Source organism: Treponema sp. C6A8 (genome assembly GCF_000619925.1).
Classification (GTDB): domain Bacteria; phylum Spirochaetota; class Spirochaetia; order Treponematales; family Treponemataceae; genus Treponema_D.
Genome location: NZ_JHVB01000005.1, coordinates 155,868 through 169,090 on the forward strand (window position 1 = coordinate 155,868; position 13,223 = coordinate 169,090).

16 protein-coding genes are annotated in these 13,223 nt (G+C 44.2%); 8 read left to right on the forward strand and 8 right to left on the reverse strand.

Going from position 1 to position 13,223, the window contains the following annotated elements:
* Window positions 1–127 precede the first annotated feature (127 nt).
* From panB to T530_RS0105690, 7 genes are all read left to right on the forward strand, one after another.
* Window positions 128–910 (forward strand): 3-methyl-2-oxobutanoate hydroxymethyltransferase, encoded by a 783-nt coding sequence (gene panB, locus T530_RS0105660; RefSeq protein WP_027728173.1) that lies wholly within the window; start codon window positions 128–130, stop codon window positions 908–910.
* A 98-nt stretch (window positions 911–1,008) separates the two neighbouring features.
* Window positions 1,009–1,764, forward strand: coding sequence for a pantoate--beta-alanine ligase (gene panC, locus T530_RS0105665; RefSeq protein ID WP_027728174.1), 756 nt, complete (start codon window positions 1,009–1,011; stop codon window positions 1,762–1,764).
* A 186-nt stretch (window positions 1,765–1,950) separates the two neighbouring features.
* Window positions 1,951–2,490 carry a flavoprotein gene (locus T530_RS0105670; RefSeq protein ID WP_027728175.1) on the forward strand — a complete coding sequence of 180 codons (540 nt, stop codon included), beginning with the start codon at window positions 1,951–1,953 and terminating at the stop codon, window positions 2,488–2,490.
* 197 nt (window positions 2,491–2,687) lie between these two features.
* Entirely contained in the window at window positions 2,688–3,362 is a 675-nt protein-coding gene (locus tag T530_RS14685) for a phosphopantothenoylcysteine decarboxylase (RefSeq protein WP_051537848.1), read from the forward strand.
* Window positions 3,359–4,135, forward strand: a complete 777-nt coding sequence (locus T530_RS0105680; RefSeq protein WP_027728176.1) for a type III pantothenate kinase — start codon at window positions 3,359–3,361, stop codon at window positions 4,133–4,135. Before T530_RS14685 ends, T530_RS0105680 begins: the two co-directional genes overlap by 4 nt.
* 1 nt (window position 4,136) lies before the next feature.
* Window positions 4,137–4,490: an aspartate 1-decarboxylase gene (panD, locus tag T530_RS0105685; RefSeq protein WP_027728177.1), complete on the forward strand. Its 354-nt coding sequence runs from the start codon at window positions 4,137–4,139 to the stop codon at window positions 4,488–4,490.
* Between the two features lie 2 nt (window positions 4,491–4,492).
* Window positions 4,493–4,738, forward strand: coding sequence for a hypothetical protein (locus T530_RS0105690; RefSeq protein ID WP_027728178.1), 246 nt, complete (start codon window positions 4,493–4,495; stop codon window positions 4,736–4,738).
* An 18-nt stretch (window positions 4,739–4,756) separates the two neighbouring features.
* On the opposite strand, the gene T530_RS0105695 is transcribed toward T530_RS0105690, so the two are convergent.
* From T530_RS0105695 to T530_RS0105705, 3 genes are all read right to left on the reverse strand, one after another.
* Window positions 4,757–5,653, reverse strand: coding sequence for a prephenate dehydrogenase (locus T530_RS0105695; RefSeq protein WP_027728179.1), 897 nt, complete (start codon window positions 5,651–5,653; stop codon window positions 4,757–4,759).
* A gap of 96 nt (window positions 5,654–5,749) precedes the next feature.
* Window positions 5,750–6,784 (reverse strand): 3-deoxy-7-phosphoheptulonate synthase, encoded by a 1,035-nt coding sequence (aroF, locus tag T530_RS0105700; RefSeq protein WP_027728180.1) that lies wholly within the window; start codon window positions 6,782–6,784, stop codon window positions 5,750–5,752.
* Window positions 6,785–7,190: 406 nt separating this feature from the next.
* Window positions 7,191–7,961, reverse strand: a complete 771-nt coding sequence (locus T530_RS0105705; RefSeq protein WP_027728181.1) for an RNA methyltransferase — start codon at window positions 7,959–7,961, stop codon at window positions 7,191–7,193.
* A gap of 51 nt (window positions 7,962–8,012) precedes the next feature.
* Between T530_RS0105705 and T530_RS0105710 the strand changes: the two genes are divergently transcribed.
* A complete protein-coding gene (locus tag T530_RS0105710) occupies window positions 8,013–9,329 on the forward strand; it encodes a PP2C family protein-serine/threonine phosphatase (protein ID WP_027728182.1) in 1,317 nt (438 codons plus the stop codon).
* Between the two features lie 93 nt (window positions 9,330–9,422).
* Here T530_RS0105710 and T530_RS0105715 read toward each other — a convergent pair whose 3' ends face one another.
* The 5 genes from T530_RS0105715 to lspA are packed head-to-tail and all read right to left on the reverse strand — an operon-like array spanning window position 9,423 to window position 13,209.
* Window positions 9,423–10,085 (reverse strand): P-II family nitrogen regulator, encoded by a 663-nt coding sequence (locus T530_RS0105715; RefSeq protein ID WP_027728183.1) that lies wholly within the window; start codon window positions 10,083–10,085, stop codon window positions 9,423–9,425.
* Window positions 10,078–11,610 carry a DUF1538 domain-containing protein gene (locus T530_RS0105720; RefSeq protein ID WP_027728184.1) on the reverse strand — a complete coding sequence of 511 codons (1,533 nt, stop codon included), beginning with the start codon at window positions 11,608–11,610 and terminating at the stop codon, window positions 10,078–10,080. Before T530_RS0105720 ends, T530_RS0105715 begins: the two co-directional genes overlap by 8 nt.
* Before the next feature lie 8 nt (window positions 11,611–11,618).
* The gene (locus T530_RS0105725; RefSeq protein ID WP_027728185.1) at window positions 11,619–12,320 is read right to left on the reverse strand and encodes a 5'-methylthioadenosine/adenosylhomocysteine nucleosidase; all 702 of its coding nucleotides are present in this window, start codon (window positions 12,318–12,320) and stop codon (window positions 11,619–11,621) included.
* A complete protein-coding gene (locus T530_RS0105730) occupies window positions 12,320–12,697 on the reverse strand; it encodes a hypothetical protein (protein WP_027728186.1) in 378 nt (125 codons plus the stop codon). Before T530_RS0105730 ends, T530_RS0105725 begins: the two co-directional genes overlap by 1 nt.
* Window positions 12,697–13,209 carry a signal peptidase II gene (gene lspA / locus T530_RS0105735; RefSeq protein WP_027728187.1) on the reverse strand — a complete coding sequence of 171 codons (513 nt, stop codon included), beginning with the start codon at window positions 13,207–13,209 and terminating at the stop codon, window positions 12,697–12,699. Before lspA ends, T530_RS0105730 begins: the two co-directional genes overlap by 1 nt.
* Window positions 13,210–13,223: the final 14 nt, after the last annotated feature.

Consider the following 13,223-nt stretch of genomic DNA (forward strand, 5'->3'; position numbering starts at 1 on the left):
CTGAGATTCGGATTCTACATTCATATTCTTAAAATAAAGTTGTAAGCGATGTTTGCGAAGCAAACTCGTAACTTTGTAAAACTGAAAGTTTTGCAAAGTGGGCATGATCCAATGGAGGACAGGTACTATGACAACTCTTGATTTCCCAAAGTGGAAAAGTGAAAATCGTAAAATTTCTATGGTCACTTGTTATGATTCGACATTTGCGCGGATTATTAACGATTCGGACATTGACTGCATTTTGATTGGCGACAGTGCTTCTATGGTAATGCACGGCGAAAAAACTACTGTTCCTGCAAAAATGGAATGGATGGTTGAGCATACCCGCAGTGTTCGTAATGGTGCGCCTGATAAATATATTGTTGCTGACATGCCATTTTTGACAACCCGCAAGGGCATTGAGCATGCAACTGACTGTGCAGGTCAGCTTTTAGTGGCGGGCGCTAACTCTGTAAAAATTGAAGGTATGTTCGGGCAGGAAGATATTGTTGCTCATCTTGTTCAGAGCGGAATTCCTGTTATGGCTCATCTTGGATTGACTCCGCAGTTTTATAACGCATTCGGCGGTCACAAGATGCAGGGAAAAACTGACGAAGCCGCTGAAAAAATAATTGAAGAAGCAAAAATCGCAGAAAAGCTTGGTTGTTTTGCAATCGTTCTGGAATGTATTCCGGCGGCACTTGCGACAAAAATCACTAAGGCAGTTTCAATCCCAACTATTGGAATTGGCGCTGGCGTTGAGTGTGACGGTCAGGTTCTTGTTTTGTTTGATATGCTTGGCATGAGCGGATTTAAGATTCGTTTTGTTCGCCAGTATTTGAACGGACTTGAATTGATTAAGGGCGCGCTGAATCAGTACAGTGCGGATGTACACAATGCAGCCTTCCCGGCTGGTAATGAGATAAAATAGAATTGCAGCAACTTCCGCTTGCGGAAGTTAAGCAAAGGTTAGAAGAACTGCAAGATTGTAGATAAAATTACAACCTTTGCAGAAGTAGGAGTAGAAAAATGAAAGTTATAAAGACTGTTGAAGAATTTAAAGAGATTAGAAAAACTTTTGGTGATAAGAGCGTTGGTTTTGTGCCTACTATGGGCGGCCTGCATAACGGTCACCTTTCTTTGATGAAGCGTGCGATTGCAGAAAACGATATCAGCGTGGCAAGTGTTTATCTGAACCCTACTCAGTTTAACGACAAGAAGGATTTGGAAACTTACCCTGCAAATTTTGATGACGACTGCGCTCTTTTGGAAAAGGCTGGCATTGATTATCTTTTTGCACCAACTTACCCGGTTATGTACCCGGATGACTACAAATATATGCTGACAGAAAAGGACTTCAGCAAGGAGCTTTGCGGAGCTAAGAGACCTGGTCACTTTGACGGTGTTCTGACTGTTGTAATGAAGCTTTTGAATATTGTAAAGCCGACACGCGCTTATTTTGGTGAAAAGGACTTCCAGCAGTATAAACTTTTGGACGGAATGGTTAAGGCTTTCTTTATGGATGTTCAGCTTGTGCCATGTCCGATAGTTCGCGAAGAAAACGGTCTTGCAATTTCAAGCCGTAACAGAAAATTGAGCCCTGCTGGACTTGCTCTTGCTCCAAAATTTCACGAGATTATGGCAGCCGGCGGTTCGGAAGAAGAAATTGCGAAGAAGCTGGAAGCTGCAGGATTTAAAGTAGATTACGTTACTAAGAAGGATGGCCGTTTGTATGCGGCAGTGTTCTTAGAGGAAGTTAGATTAATAGATAATATTGCAATTTAAGCTATAAGGCAAAAAAAATGCGCGAGGGAGTGTTGCGTGATTCAAAAACACTCTGGTTGTTGTGACCGCGAAAGCGGTCAGTATTATAGTTTCTTTGCAACAACCAGCGTGTAGCGCCTTATGGCGCGGTTTTGAATCATGCTATACGACCGGGAGCTTTTTTTTTGCCTTGGAAGGTAGATTAATATGGGTAAAAATATATTATTGCATGTAACTGGTTCAATCAGCTGCTACAAAGCCTGCGCGCTTACAAGCCTGCTTACAAAAAACGGCTACAATGTGCGTGTAATTGCCAGCGAAGATGCTCTTAAATTTGTTGGGGCTGCCAGCTTTGAAGGCTTGAGCCACAATAAGCTTGAAACTTCTATGTTTGGTAACGACGACCCTATTCCGCACATTCATCTTGCGCAGAACTGGGCAGATTTGATTATTTCTTACCCTTGCAGCGCAAATACAATCAACCGCCTTGCATGCGGGCTTGCAGACGATCTTTTTGGCGCTGTTTGCCTTGCCAATAATTTTGAAAAGCCGCTTTTGATTGCACCTGCAATGAATACAAATATGTTCCGTCATCCAAGCGTTCAGGAAAGCCTTAAAAAGCTTAAAGGCTGGGGCGCTCAGATTCTTCCTTGCGGGGAAGGCGAACTTGCCTGCGGCACTACCGGTGTGGGAAGACTCTTGGAGCCTGCGGAAGCATTAGAATTTATCGAAAAAGCGCTTTCTTAAAAAGAAGGGGAAAAGTATAAAAAGGCGGGAGGGAGCAGGGCGTTTTGCAAAAACACTCTGGTTGTTGTGACCGCGTGAGCGGTCAGTATTATAGTTTCTTTGCAACAACCAGCGTGTAGCGCCTTATGGCGCGGTTTTGCAAAATGCCCTGTGACCGGAAGCCTTTTTTAGGTGAACTCGTTTATTAATGAGGTTTTATGAAGATTTTAATTACCGGTGGTGGCTCAGAAGAGCCTATTGATAACGTACGTGCAGTCTGCAATTTTTCTACAGGCCGTACTTCTGCTTTTCTTGCGGATTATTTTGCGGGGCAGGGGCACGAGGTTTGTGAAATTGTTTCTGAACGTGCGGTAAAGGCAGAAAAAGCCCGCCTTTTGACATACAAAACTTTTGCCCAGCTGGCTGTCTGTCTTGAAAACGAATGCCGCATAGGTGCTTATGATTTGATAGTTCATGCGGCTGCCGTAAGTGACTACTCGCCTTATGAGCTTGTAGTTGACGGAAAAACTTATGCTTGTGGAGAAGTAAGTAAAGTGCCGGCAGGAGCGGAGCTTTGGGTACGGATGAAGAAGAACCCAAAACTTGTGGACAGTCTGAAACTTTGGGCGGGAGATAAGACCTGTGTGTTTGCATTTAAACTCACAAGTAACGCGAGTCCAGAAGCCAGAAAACTGGCGGTGGAGAAGATACTTTCATCCCATCAGAATAAAAATCTTGTGCCTGACTTTGTTGTTTCAAATGATTTGAGCGAGATAAAGGGTGCCCTTCATAAGTTTAAGATTTTGAACCGTTCTCTGGAAGTTGCAAAAGAAGGCGAAAGTTTGAGCGGGCTTGCCCAGGCAATTTTGGGGCTCGCAAGCGAGGGAAAATGACACTAACAGTTGATGTTGGAAATACACAGATTACGGGCGGACTTTTTGAGGACGGAAAGCTTGTGCTTCAGTTCCGCCAGACAACCAGCGCGCGTACGACTTCTGATGAAATCGGGCTGTTTTTTCGCTCGGTGATTCGCGAAAACGGCTTCCGCTGGCAGAAGGTTGAACAGATTGGCGTGTGCAGCGTTGTGCCTTCAATTAATTATTCGCTTTCCAGCGCATTTGCAAAATATTTTTACCAGAAGGCGCTTTTTATTCAGGCGGGAATTAAGACCGGTCTCAAACTCAAATATGCCAACCCTAAGGAAATCGGTGCCGACCGTATTGCCGCTGCTATTGGAGCTATGTCTCTGCATCCTGGTAAAAATCTGATTGTAATTGATATGGGCACGGCTACCACAATCGACGTTGTTACTGCGGAAAAGGAATATCTTGGCGGTGCAATCATGCCGGGCATGAAAATCAGTGTGGAAGCGCTTGCGAGCGGAACAGCTAAACTTCCGATTGTAGAAATCGCTAAGCCTGACAGAAGCTGCGGAACTTCAACAATTGAAGCGATTCAGTCTGGACTTTACTGGGGAAATCTTGGTGCCGTTAAGGAGCTTACACATCAGTTTGAGCAGACTGTTTTCAAAGGTGAAAAACCTTATATAATTGGAACAGGTGGTTTTTCGCGCATTTTTGGTGATGATGACCTGTTTGACGAAATGTGCCCTGAGCTTGTGCTCCTTGGAATTAAAAAGGCACTGGAATTAAATTTGGAGAAATAAGATGGATATTACAGTTTTAAAAGCAAAACTTCACAGAGCGACTGTTACAGACGCTAATTTGAATTATGAGGGTTCGATAAGTATTGATACAGAATTGTGCAAGGCAGCCGGCATGCACAACTGGGAAAAAGTCGACATTCTCAACGTCAACAATGGCGAACGCTTTTCAACTTACATCATTCCCGGCAAAAAAGGCGAAATCTGCCTGAACGGTGCCGCTGCCCGCAAAGCCTGCGTGGGCGACAAAGTTATTATCGTAACTTATACCACAATCGACGAAGCCAAAGCCGACGACTGGCAGCCAAAGGTTGTTTTGCTTGATGAGGGAAATGCAATTAAGGGAATAAAAGGCTAAATATGAGTGTTGAATCAACAAACAAATACCTGCGTGCAAATGACGCTTACAATGAACTCTTTGATGCTTTTGAAGCCCTGAATGTGGATGCAGAATTGAAAATGCCTCTTAATGCGGCTTTAGTTACCCTGAGCAATATTCTTGATTACTGGAAAGAAAATAACGACGTTCATACTAAGCCGCGAGTAAGCGAAGAAAAGCCAGAGCCTAAAAAGAATGATAATCATGGCTTTTCGCTGGTGGAATAAATTAAACTTCTTATAAACTTATCTTACCACCGTTCTTATGCTTCCCATCTTCATTCGCTTCTCACGGGTGTCTTCCAGAAGAGCCTTGAGAGTTTCGGCGTCTTCGGTCTGGATGGCGGTGCGGAACTCGGTCATCATTTTCTGGAAGTTGTCTATGTGCTGGACTAATTTTTCCTTGTTGCTGATGAAAAGTTCTGTCCAGAGTGGGGCGTTTATCATGGCGATGCGGGTGAGGTCTTCAAAGCTGCCGCCGCCGAATGCGGTGATGCCTTCGTCCTGGGCGCTTTCTACCAGGGCGCTTGCGATTACATGGCAGAGCTGGCTTGTGAAGCCGATTTTGTAGTCGTGGATGTCGCAGGTGGTTTCGGTGATTCTTGTAAAGCCCATCAGGGTGATGAGGTTTCTCATTACATCGAGATTTTCGGGTTTGTTGTAGCTCTGGGGTATCAAAATATAATTATGATTTACGAAAAACTGTGCTGATGAATGGGCGTAGCCTTCTTTTTCGCCGCCTGCCATCGGGTGTCCTATGATGAAATCTACGTCGGGGCGGAGAATTTCAGGCATGGATTTTTCAAAAATGCCTTTTACACCACTGATGTCGGTGATAATTGAACCTGATTTGAAATATTCCTTATTATCGCGGATAAAATCCAGGGTGGCGTGTGGGTAAAGGCAGATGAAAAGCACGTCGCAGAGGGGAAGCATGTCCTGAACTTCATCGGAGGTGTAGATGCCGTCAACAATGCCTTCGGCGGTTGCCTGAGAAAGGCAGGCTGTACTTCGGTTGCAGGCGAGAATCTGGCCTTTTGAGCCGTTCTGCCAGAGTATGTTCTGGCGGATGGCCTTGGCGATTGAACCGCCCATAATACCGAGTCCGACAATTCCGTATGTAAGTGTGTTTAAGTTTTTCATAAGTTCTCCTGGGGGCGTTGCGGGGGTGTCCCCCGCTAGAAGGGGTAGCGAGCAACGAAGTGCGAGCGAGGGGAAGGCTTTCCCCATCCCCTGATTTTATATTGTTCGTCCTTCCACTGCGGCATACTTCTTAAGCTTGTCGCAGAGTTCTTCGAACTGTGGAGGGGTCAGCTGCTGGCTGGCGTCGCTCAGGGCTTTTTCAGGGTTGCAGTGAACTTCGATTTCGAGGCCGTCTGCACCGGCTGCAACTGAAGAGCAGGCGAGGGCTCCTACCATCCAGCGGATTCCACAGGCGTGGCTAGGATCGAGAACAACCGGGAGGTGAGTGTATTTGTGAAGGTATGGAACGGCGCTAACGTCCAGGCAGTTGCGGGTGTAGCCGTCAAAGGTACGGATTCCGCGTTCGCACAAAATTACGTTTTCGTTACCGTTTGCCATGATGTATTCTGCGCTCATCAAAAGCTCCTGGATTGTGCCGGAAAGTCCGCGTTTAAGGAGAACCGGTTTGTGAGTTTTGCCGACTTCCTTAAGAAGGTCAAAGTTCTGGAAGTTGCGGGCACCAATCTGAATCATATCGATGTTTTCAAAGTATTTGAGTTCGCTTGCGCTCATGAGTTCTGTACAGATTGGGAGTCCTGTTTCTGCTTTTGCTTTTTCAAGGAGTTTGATTCCTTCTGCGCCCAGGCCCTGGAAGCTGTAAGGAGAAGTGCGTGGCTTGTAAGCGCCGCCGCGAAGAATGCGTGCCCCTGCTTTTTTTACAGCGCGGGCTGCATCCATAATCTGTTCTTCGCTTTCTACCGAACAGGGACCTGCGATAATCACAACTGATTTTCCGTCGCCGATTGTGCAAGGAGTTACGCCAGCCTGACCGCCGCCTACTTCGATTACGGTGTTATGTGGGTGGAAGGCACGGCTTGCCATTTTATAAGGTGCCGATACGCGTTCAGCTTTTTCTACAATGTCCATGCCCAGAAAGTCGTCAGGATCAACCTTGGAAGTGTCGCCCAGCAAGCCCAGAATGGTCATGCTTTCGCCTTTTGAAACGTGAACACCAAAGCCTTTTTCCTTGAGGTTGGCAATAAGTCCTTCTGTCTGCGCCTGTGTGGCTCCTTTTTTCAATGTAATAATCATTTTTGTTACTCCTTACAGTGCGATAGGCTGCCATGGGGGCGCCCGCGTATATACGCTTGGTCAAGGCACGCTTCGCTTAAAGCCTTGACACAATCGTTTTGCAGGTTGATATAAGATTATCAACCTGCAATAAAAAAAGGGAACTCTTTTTAGAGTTCCCTTGTATTTACCTTAATTTAATGAAGTTTCATTTACATTAACGGCACATACCAAAGAACCCAGAAGAGAAGAAATAATACCAGTAATAGTAAAAGTAAGCCAACTTTGTACCGTATTTCTGAGAAGTTTGAGATGTGAAGTTTAAGTTTGCCTTCATAATTTTAATATAACTTAAGTCTGAAAAATTTGCAAGTGTTTCTATGCATAAAAACAAAAAAAAGTTGCTCCCTCGCGCTAATTTTTTTGATTACTTATTTTTTCCAGATAACCCTGCCATTTTTGTAAATGTTTTTTCTATATATTGAGCCTCGCTTTCTGAAAGAGCGGCGCGGGCTAAAAGACTTCTCCAGAAGCGTTCCATATCGGGGCGGCCAGCCAGTTTGAAAAAGCCGATTTTCTGAAGGTTGTCGGTGATGTTTGTAACAGTTTTGTCCAGGCGTTCCAGGGTGAGCGGGGTGTAGCCTGCGTCGGTTTTACCGCTGGATTTCATATTCTGGCGGAAAAGATGATAGCAGATAATCTGAACGGCGTGGGAAAGATTGAGGGAGCCGAATTCCCTGGAAGAAGGAATTGCAACGCCCAGGGTACACATATCAAGCTGGTCGTCGGTCAGGCCGGTACGCTCGTTGCCGAAGATTACGGCGACCTTGCCGCCGGCAGATGACGCTGACTCCTTGTCAGCTGCATTTTCTCGTCCAGTAATCTCATCAGCTAATTCTGCAAATTCCTCGGGCAGCAAAAGCTTTCCTTTTCGGTTTTTACCACGACGGCGGGTTGTTCCGGCACTCAAAGAACAGTCGGCGGTGGCGGCATTTATATCTTCATAAAAAGTTGCATTATCAAAAATGTAGGCGGCATGAATTGCAAGAACGTGAACTTTTTCAGCATCATAATCTTCGCGTTTTCCGACAATGCGAAGTTCCTTAATATCATTATTTGCCATAGCCCGGCATGCAGAACCGATGTTTCTGGCTTCATCAGGATGATCCAAAATTATTACAATATTTTTCAAATTCATACGATAATTTTATCGTTTTATTTAAAAAATGTGTTAAAATATATTGCCAAAATGTTGTTTAATTTGATAAACCAGGAAAAATTATCTACTCCTCACGGTCGTTCAGAACTGATTGCGTTTTTTACGACTTTTTTTGCCCTTATTTACCATATTGCGGTTCTGATTATTTTTGGAGTTCTTCATGTTTATCCAATGTTTTTCTTCAATATTTTCAGCGTCAGTCTTTTTACTGTTCTTTTGATTCTGATTCCAAAACACCAGTCCTATGTCCTTCTTTATCTGATTGCCTCAGTTGAGGTTACGATTCATCAGATTTTTGCGGAATACTGCCTGGGCTCTTACACAAGTTTTAAATTTTTTATCTTTTTGATAGGAACCCTTCCTTATCTTATTTTTGAGAAAGATTTTAAGATTTCGGCTGTTTTTACTGCGATTACGACTCTTATTTTCTTCACCCTCTGCTTTGTTCACTTTCAGACAAGATATATTCAGCATCCTAATGTTCTGCTTTCCTTCCGCATGGTGAATGTCATTCTAAGTCTTACAATGATCATCGTTGTAATTTTGCTTTATACCTACGTCGTCCATACGGTGGAAGAGGAATTAAAAAAGCACGGCGATAATCTTGAAAAGGAAATTCGTCTTGCGGCTTTTATTCAGCAGAACTTTTACAGGCATGATAATGTAGAAATTGAAGGCTGGGAAATTGCTTATTATAACCGTCCTCTGGCTGGTGTAAGCGGCGACCTTTACGATTTTTATGAAACAAATGACGGCGTAAAAGGCCTTGGTATTTTTGATGTTTCCGGTCACGGAATTTCCAGTGGTCTTGTTACAATGCTTGTAAAAAACATCATTCAGCAGGAATTCAACAATCTGAAGGATCTGGAACTCTGGGAAGTAATGAATACCATCAATGACAGGGTAATTGCAGAAAAGGGAAAGATTCAGAATTATCTGACTGGAATTTTAATCCGCATAAAAGGCAATCAGCTGGAAATTGTAAATGCGGGCCATCCTTATCCTATTGTTTACAGAAAGCAGAACGAAAAAGCCTCCTTTATAGAAAAGGCTGGTGAATATCCTGGCGGCTCAATTGGTATTGCGGGCTTCCCGGTTTATTATTATTCTCAGTTTGTGACTTTTGCAAGGGGCGATGAAATCGTTCTTTATACAGATGGAATTTCTGATTCTGAAAACCATGAGGGCGAGCGTTTTATTACCAGGGCTTTTATGGAACAGATTGATGCAACCGCCCTGCTTCCGGTCAATGAGCAGGTAAAGGCAATCAACCGTTATTTGAAGCAGTTCCGTTCCGGTAAGGAAATCAATGACGACATGACTATGATTATTATGAGGAAGAAATAGATTATCGGGTCAAGCCCGATAATGACAGGGTGTCAGCAGTATGATGACAGGATGTCGGCAGGATTATGACAGGAAGTCAGTTCAATAATGACATCAGTTTTTTCCCAGCAGGGTGAAGTCGTGGGCCTTGCTGCAGAAAATAATTCCGCTGCCAGCCTTCTGCATGCATGGAAGGTCTTTTATAGCCTGGACGATATTGTCGGCGTTTTCTGACGGCACGACAATCATCAATAGGTCTTTTTCCGGCACAATCTCCATTCCAAGGAATTTAGCGTCGCCTTCTTTTGCAGTTCCGCGCGCGCTCAAAATCGTGCCGCCACCAGCGCCAGCCTTTCTTGCTGCTGCCATTGCGTCGTCTGCATAGCCTTTATTTACGATTACGTTTACAACAGTGTATTTCATTTCTTCACCTTCCTTGTCCTTGCTGACAGCCTTTTCTGCCCCGGTAAAATCCCCGGTACTTCCTGCCTTGATAAAATCGCCTATATTTATGCTGAACAATACGCCGAAGCTTTTTTTCTTATTTTCCGTGCCCGCAATTATTTCCTTGCGGACATCTTCATAAATTGAGTCGTCTACAATTACGTAAGCAATATCTTTAGAAGTATCACCAAGTCCCAGAAGCTGAATGATATTGCTCTGCGCCGTGCCGCGGGCCATCATAATCGTGCCGCCGCCAGCTCCTTTTGCCGCCGCCGCGCTGGTAATCAGCTCGCCGCAGTCATGGGGAACAATGCTTACAATCAGTTTAAACATTCTGAACCACTCCTTCTGTACGTTTTTGCTTCATTTTAAATACAATTCCCATAATCTGAATTGCAATCAAAGGCATCATGGCAACCAGGGCAATCACCCCGAAAGATTCACTTTCGCCCGAACCGCCGTTGGCCGCTCCAATCGTAAAGGAAAGCACAAAAGTGGAAGTAAGCGGTCCCGACGCAACTCCACCCGAGTCAAAGGCAATGCCGGAAAACATAGTCGGGCAGAAAATCATCAAAAGCATGGCAAGGGCGTAACCCGGAATAAGCACCGTCTTCAAACTGAATCCGTTTACGGCCCGCCAGAGGGCAATTCCAATCGCAATCGCAGTTCCCACCGAAAGAAAAACAAGCAGCATCTTTCGTTTAATTGTACCGCCCGAAACCTGCTCAACCTGCTCGCTTAAAACCCAGACTGCCGGCTCAGCGCAAACGATAATTGCCCCAAGAATAAGGCCCGTTACAATCAAAAGTACGTACCAGCCGCCGCCAAAGTTCATCGCGTTCTGTCCCAAAATCCTGCCAAGTTCCGCCCCAGCCTGTGAGAATCCGCCGTGGACACCATGCAGAAAAATTATCAGCCCGGCAAAAGAGTAAATAAAACCAATCACGATTCTTGTCACCTGCCGCGCCGTCATTTTCAAAAGCCAGAGCTGGAAAATTACAAAAAGCGCAAATATCGGCAGAATAGAAAGCAGGGCCTCGTGAAAGATTTCTCTAAACAAAGATGAAACGGTGGCGGCCGCAAACTGAGCTGCCACGCCGTCCCCCACAATCTCCCCGCCGCTTTCTGCAAGGTAAGCAGCCGCCCCCGCTGCAGTCTCCCAGCCTGAGGAAGAATTTAAGCTTATAATTCCATAAATCAAAACGGCCAGTACAGGTCCAATGCTTGCAATTCCTGTAAGTCCAAAGCTTGAGTTTTCGTCTTTAGAAGTCATAACGCGGGCAACACCAATTCCCAGTGACATGATAAAAGGCACCGTCATAGGGCCGGTTGTCGCTCCCCCAGAATCAAAGGCGATTCCGATAAAAGCGTTTGGAACAAAAAATGAAACCGCAAAAAGCATTATGTAGGAAATTAAAAGCGTAATTTTAAGTGAAAGCTTTAAAACCGTGCGCAAAAGGCCAATCATAATGAAAATGCCCACGCCGATTGCAATTGAAAAAGTGAAAATATTTTTGTTTACAAAGGAAAAAACGCCTTTTACCTGGTCACTGAAAACCTGAATGTCAGGTTCAGCCGCCGTTACAATAAAACCGATTACAAAGGCTGTTATCAAAAGAAGGGGCAGGCTCTTTTTTGCCGTCAGCGCTGCGCCCGAACGTTCGCCCATGGGCTGAATGCTAAGGTCAACGCCGAGCAAAAAGAGGGTAAGCCCGAAAATCAAAAGCAGGCCGCTTATCACAAAGCGGACAAGAAAAAGTTTTTCAAGCGGAGCAACTGTGAGTCCCAGAGCCAGTACAATCAGAATGACCGGCAGAACTGAGACCGCTGTTTCTTTGAATTTCGCAAGAATATTCATCTATATTATTAGAGAAGTTTTATAAGCTCCAGTACAAGCTGAGCGCTGCATTCAGCGGCAGAATCTTCATTGAAGTTGTAAGTATTTTCTCCGGCATCATCTGCCATATCGCTCATACAGCGGAGAATAAGGAAAGGCACTTTGTTTAATGTGCAGGCGTGGGCAATTGCAGCGCCTTCCATTTCTACACAAAGAGGATTGAAAACTTCCTTAATCTTATTTTTTACGCCTGTATCAGAAATAAACTGGTCGCCGGAAGCAATTCTTCCTTTAAGGATTTTATGCTCGCCTGCAAATTTTGTGTTTGCAAAAGCTTTTACAGCAGCATCTGCCATTGCAGGGTCTGCCTTGAATTCCGGTTCCATGCCCGGAACCTGGCCTGGCTTATAGCCGAAGAATTCAATGTTCATATCGTGGTAAACAGCTTCTGTAGATGCAACAAAGTCGAATACTTTAAGTCCGCCGCCTGTTGCGCCGGCAATACCTGTGTTGATGATTTTGTCAGTGCCGAATTTAAGTGCCAGTGCCTGAGCGCAAAGTGCTGCATTTACCTTACCAACACCGCTGCGTACAATTACAAGATTTTTGCCGTTAATTGTACCTTCATAAAATGTAAGTCCTGCATAATCTGTGCTTACAGGATTTTCAAGTTTTGAACGGAGCATTTTTACTTCTGTTTCCATTGCTCCAATGATGCCTATTTTTGCCATTATTTCTTCCTCTTAATAAATTTGTAGTGTTCAATAGTAGTATCTAGCAGTTTTCCGCTTAAATCAAATTTTGTTACGATAAATTTCATTGTGTATTTGTAGGCGAAAAATCCGAGAACCAGGCCTACAAAAAACAAAATGAAGAAAGAAAGCTGAAGGATTGTTGGGCCGCTTTCATTATCAATTTTAATGACCTTAAACATAATCATAAGGTCTGACCAGAGAAGAATACAAAGAATAATCAGAGTTTCTACTATCTGAATCAAAGTTGAAGCAAGTACAAAAATATTTGAAGCGCGCTGCTTTTTGCGGTATTCAATTTTGTCGTGCTTGCGGCGTTCAAGTTCTTCCGGTGAAAAATCAGCATTTTCTATCATTATTTACCTTCCTTTTTTGTAAAAACAAATGATGCAAAAAGTAATATTCCGCATACTACAACTGCGGCATCTGCAACGTTGAAAGTCGGCCAGCGCTGCAAGCCGAAAAGTCCGTAGAATTTTACGTCAATAAAATCAATTACGCCTTCTGAGCGGAAAATGCGGTCAATAATGTTGCCGAGTCCTCCGCCTGCAATTCCCATGATTGTCCAGCGCTGAAGCTGGGTAAAATCCTTGTTGCGGAAGTAAACGCGGATAACAATTATTACAACCAAAAGCGGCATCAAAGAAAATACAATCTGACGCAGGCTCTGTCCCCAGCCGGCTCCAAGACTGAAGGCTACACCCTTATTTGCTACGTGAATTATGCGGAGAAAATCTCCAAAAAACTGTGCTCCGATTGTGTAAGGCGGAATGTTTGCAACAATCAACGCCTTTGTAATCTGATCTAAAATAATTACAAGCAGGGCAAGTGAAAGCGGTATAAGTTTATTTTTTAATTCTTTTGTCATAGTGTAAATATAAC

Excerpts from the sequence above, each read along its gene's own strand:
- panB (WP_027728173.1), top strand. The coding sequence starts at position 128 with ATGACAACTCTTGATTTCCCAAAGTGGAAAAGTGAAAATCGTAAAATT.
- panC (WP_027728174.1), top strand. The coding sequence starts at position 1,009 with ATGAAAGTTATAAAGACTGTTGAAGAATTTAAAGAGATTAGAAAAACT.
- T530_RS0105670 (WP_027728175.1), top strand. The coding sequence starts at position 1,951 with ATGGGTAAAAATATATTATTGCATGTAACTGGTTCAATCAGCTGCTAC.
- T530_RS14685 (WP_051537848.1), top strand. The coding sequence starts at position 2,688 with ATGAAGATTTTAATTACCGGTGGTGGCTCAGAAGAGCCTATTGATAAC.
- T530_RS0105680 (WP_027728176.1), top strand. The coding sequence starts at position 3,359 with ATGACACTAACAGTTGATGTTGGAAATACACAGATTACGGGCGGACTT.
- panD (WP_027728177.1), top strand. The coding sequence starts at position 4,137 with ATGGATATTACAGTTTTAAAAGCAAAACTTCACAGAGCGACTGTTACA.
- T530_RS0105690 (WP_027728178.1), top strand. The coding sequence starts at position 4,493 with ATGAGTGTTGAATCAACAAACAAATACCTGCGTGCAAATGACGCTTAC.
- T530_RS0105695 (WP_027728179.1), bottom strand. The coding sequence starts at position 5,653 with ATGAAAAACTTAAACACACTTACATACGGAATTGTCGGACTCGGTATT.
- aroF (WP_027728180.1), bottom strand. The coding sequence starts at position 6,784 with ATGATTATTACATTGAAAAAAGGAGCCACACAGGCGCAGACAGAAGGA.
- T530_RS0105705 (WP_027728181.1), bottom strand. The coding sequence starts at position 7,961 with ATGAATTTGAAAAATATTGTAATAATTTTGGATCATCCTGATGAAGCC.
- T530_RS0105710 (WP_027728182.1), top strand. The coding sequence starts at position 8,013 with ATGTTGTTTAATTTGATAAACCAGGAAAAATTATCTACTCCTCACGGT.
- T530_RS0105715 (WP_027728183.1), bottom strand. The coding sequence starts at position 10,085 with ATGTTTAAACTGATTGTAAGCATTGTTCCCCATGACTGCGGCGAGCTG.
- T530_RS0105720 (WP_027728184.1), bottom strand. The coding sequence starts at position 11,610 with ATGAATATTCTTGCGAAATTCAAAGAAACAGCGGTCTCAGTTCTGCCG.
- T530_RS0105725 (WP_027728185.1), bottom strand. The coding sequence starts at position 12,320 with ATGGCAAAAATAGGCATCATTGGAGCAATGGAAACAGAAGTAAAAATG.
- T530_RS0105730 (WP_027728186.1), bottom strand. The coding sequence starts at position 12,697 with ATGATAGAAAATGCTGATTTTTCACCGGAAGAACTTGAACGCCGCAAG.
- lspA (WP_027728187.1), bottom strand. The coding sequence starts at position 13,209 with ATGACAAAAGAATTAAAAAATAAACTTATACCGCTTTCACTTGCCCTG.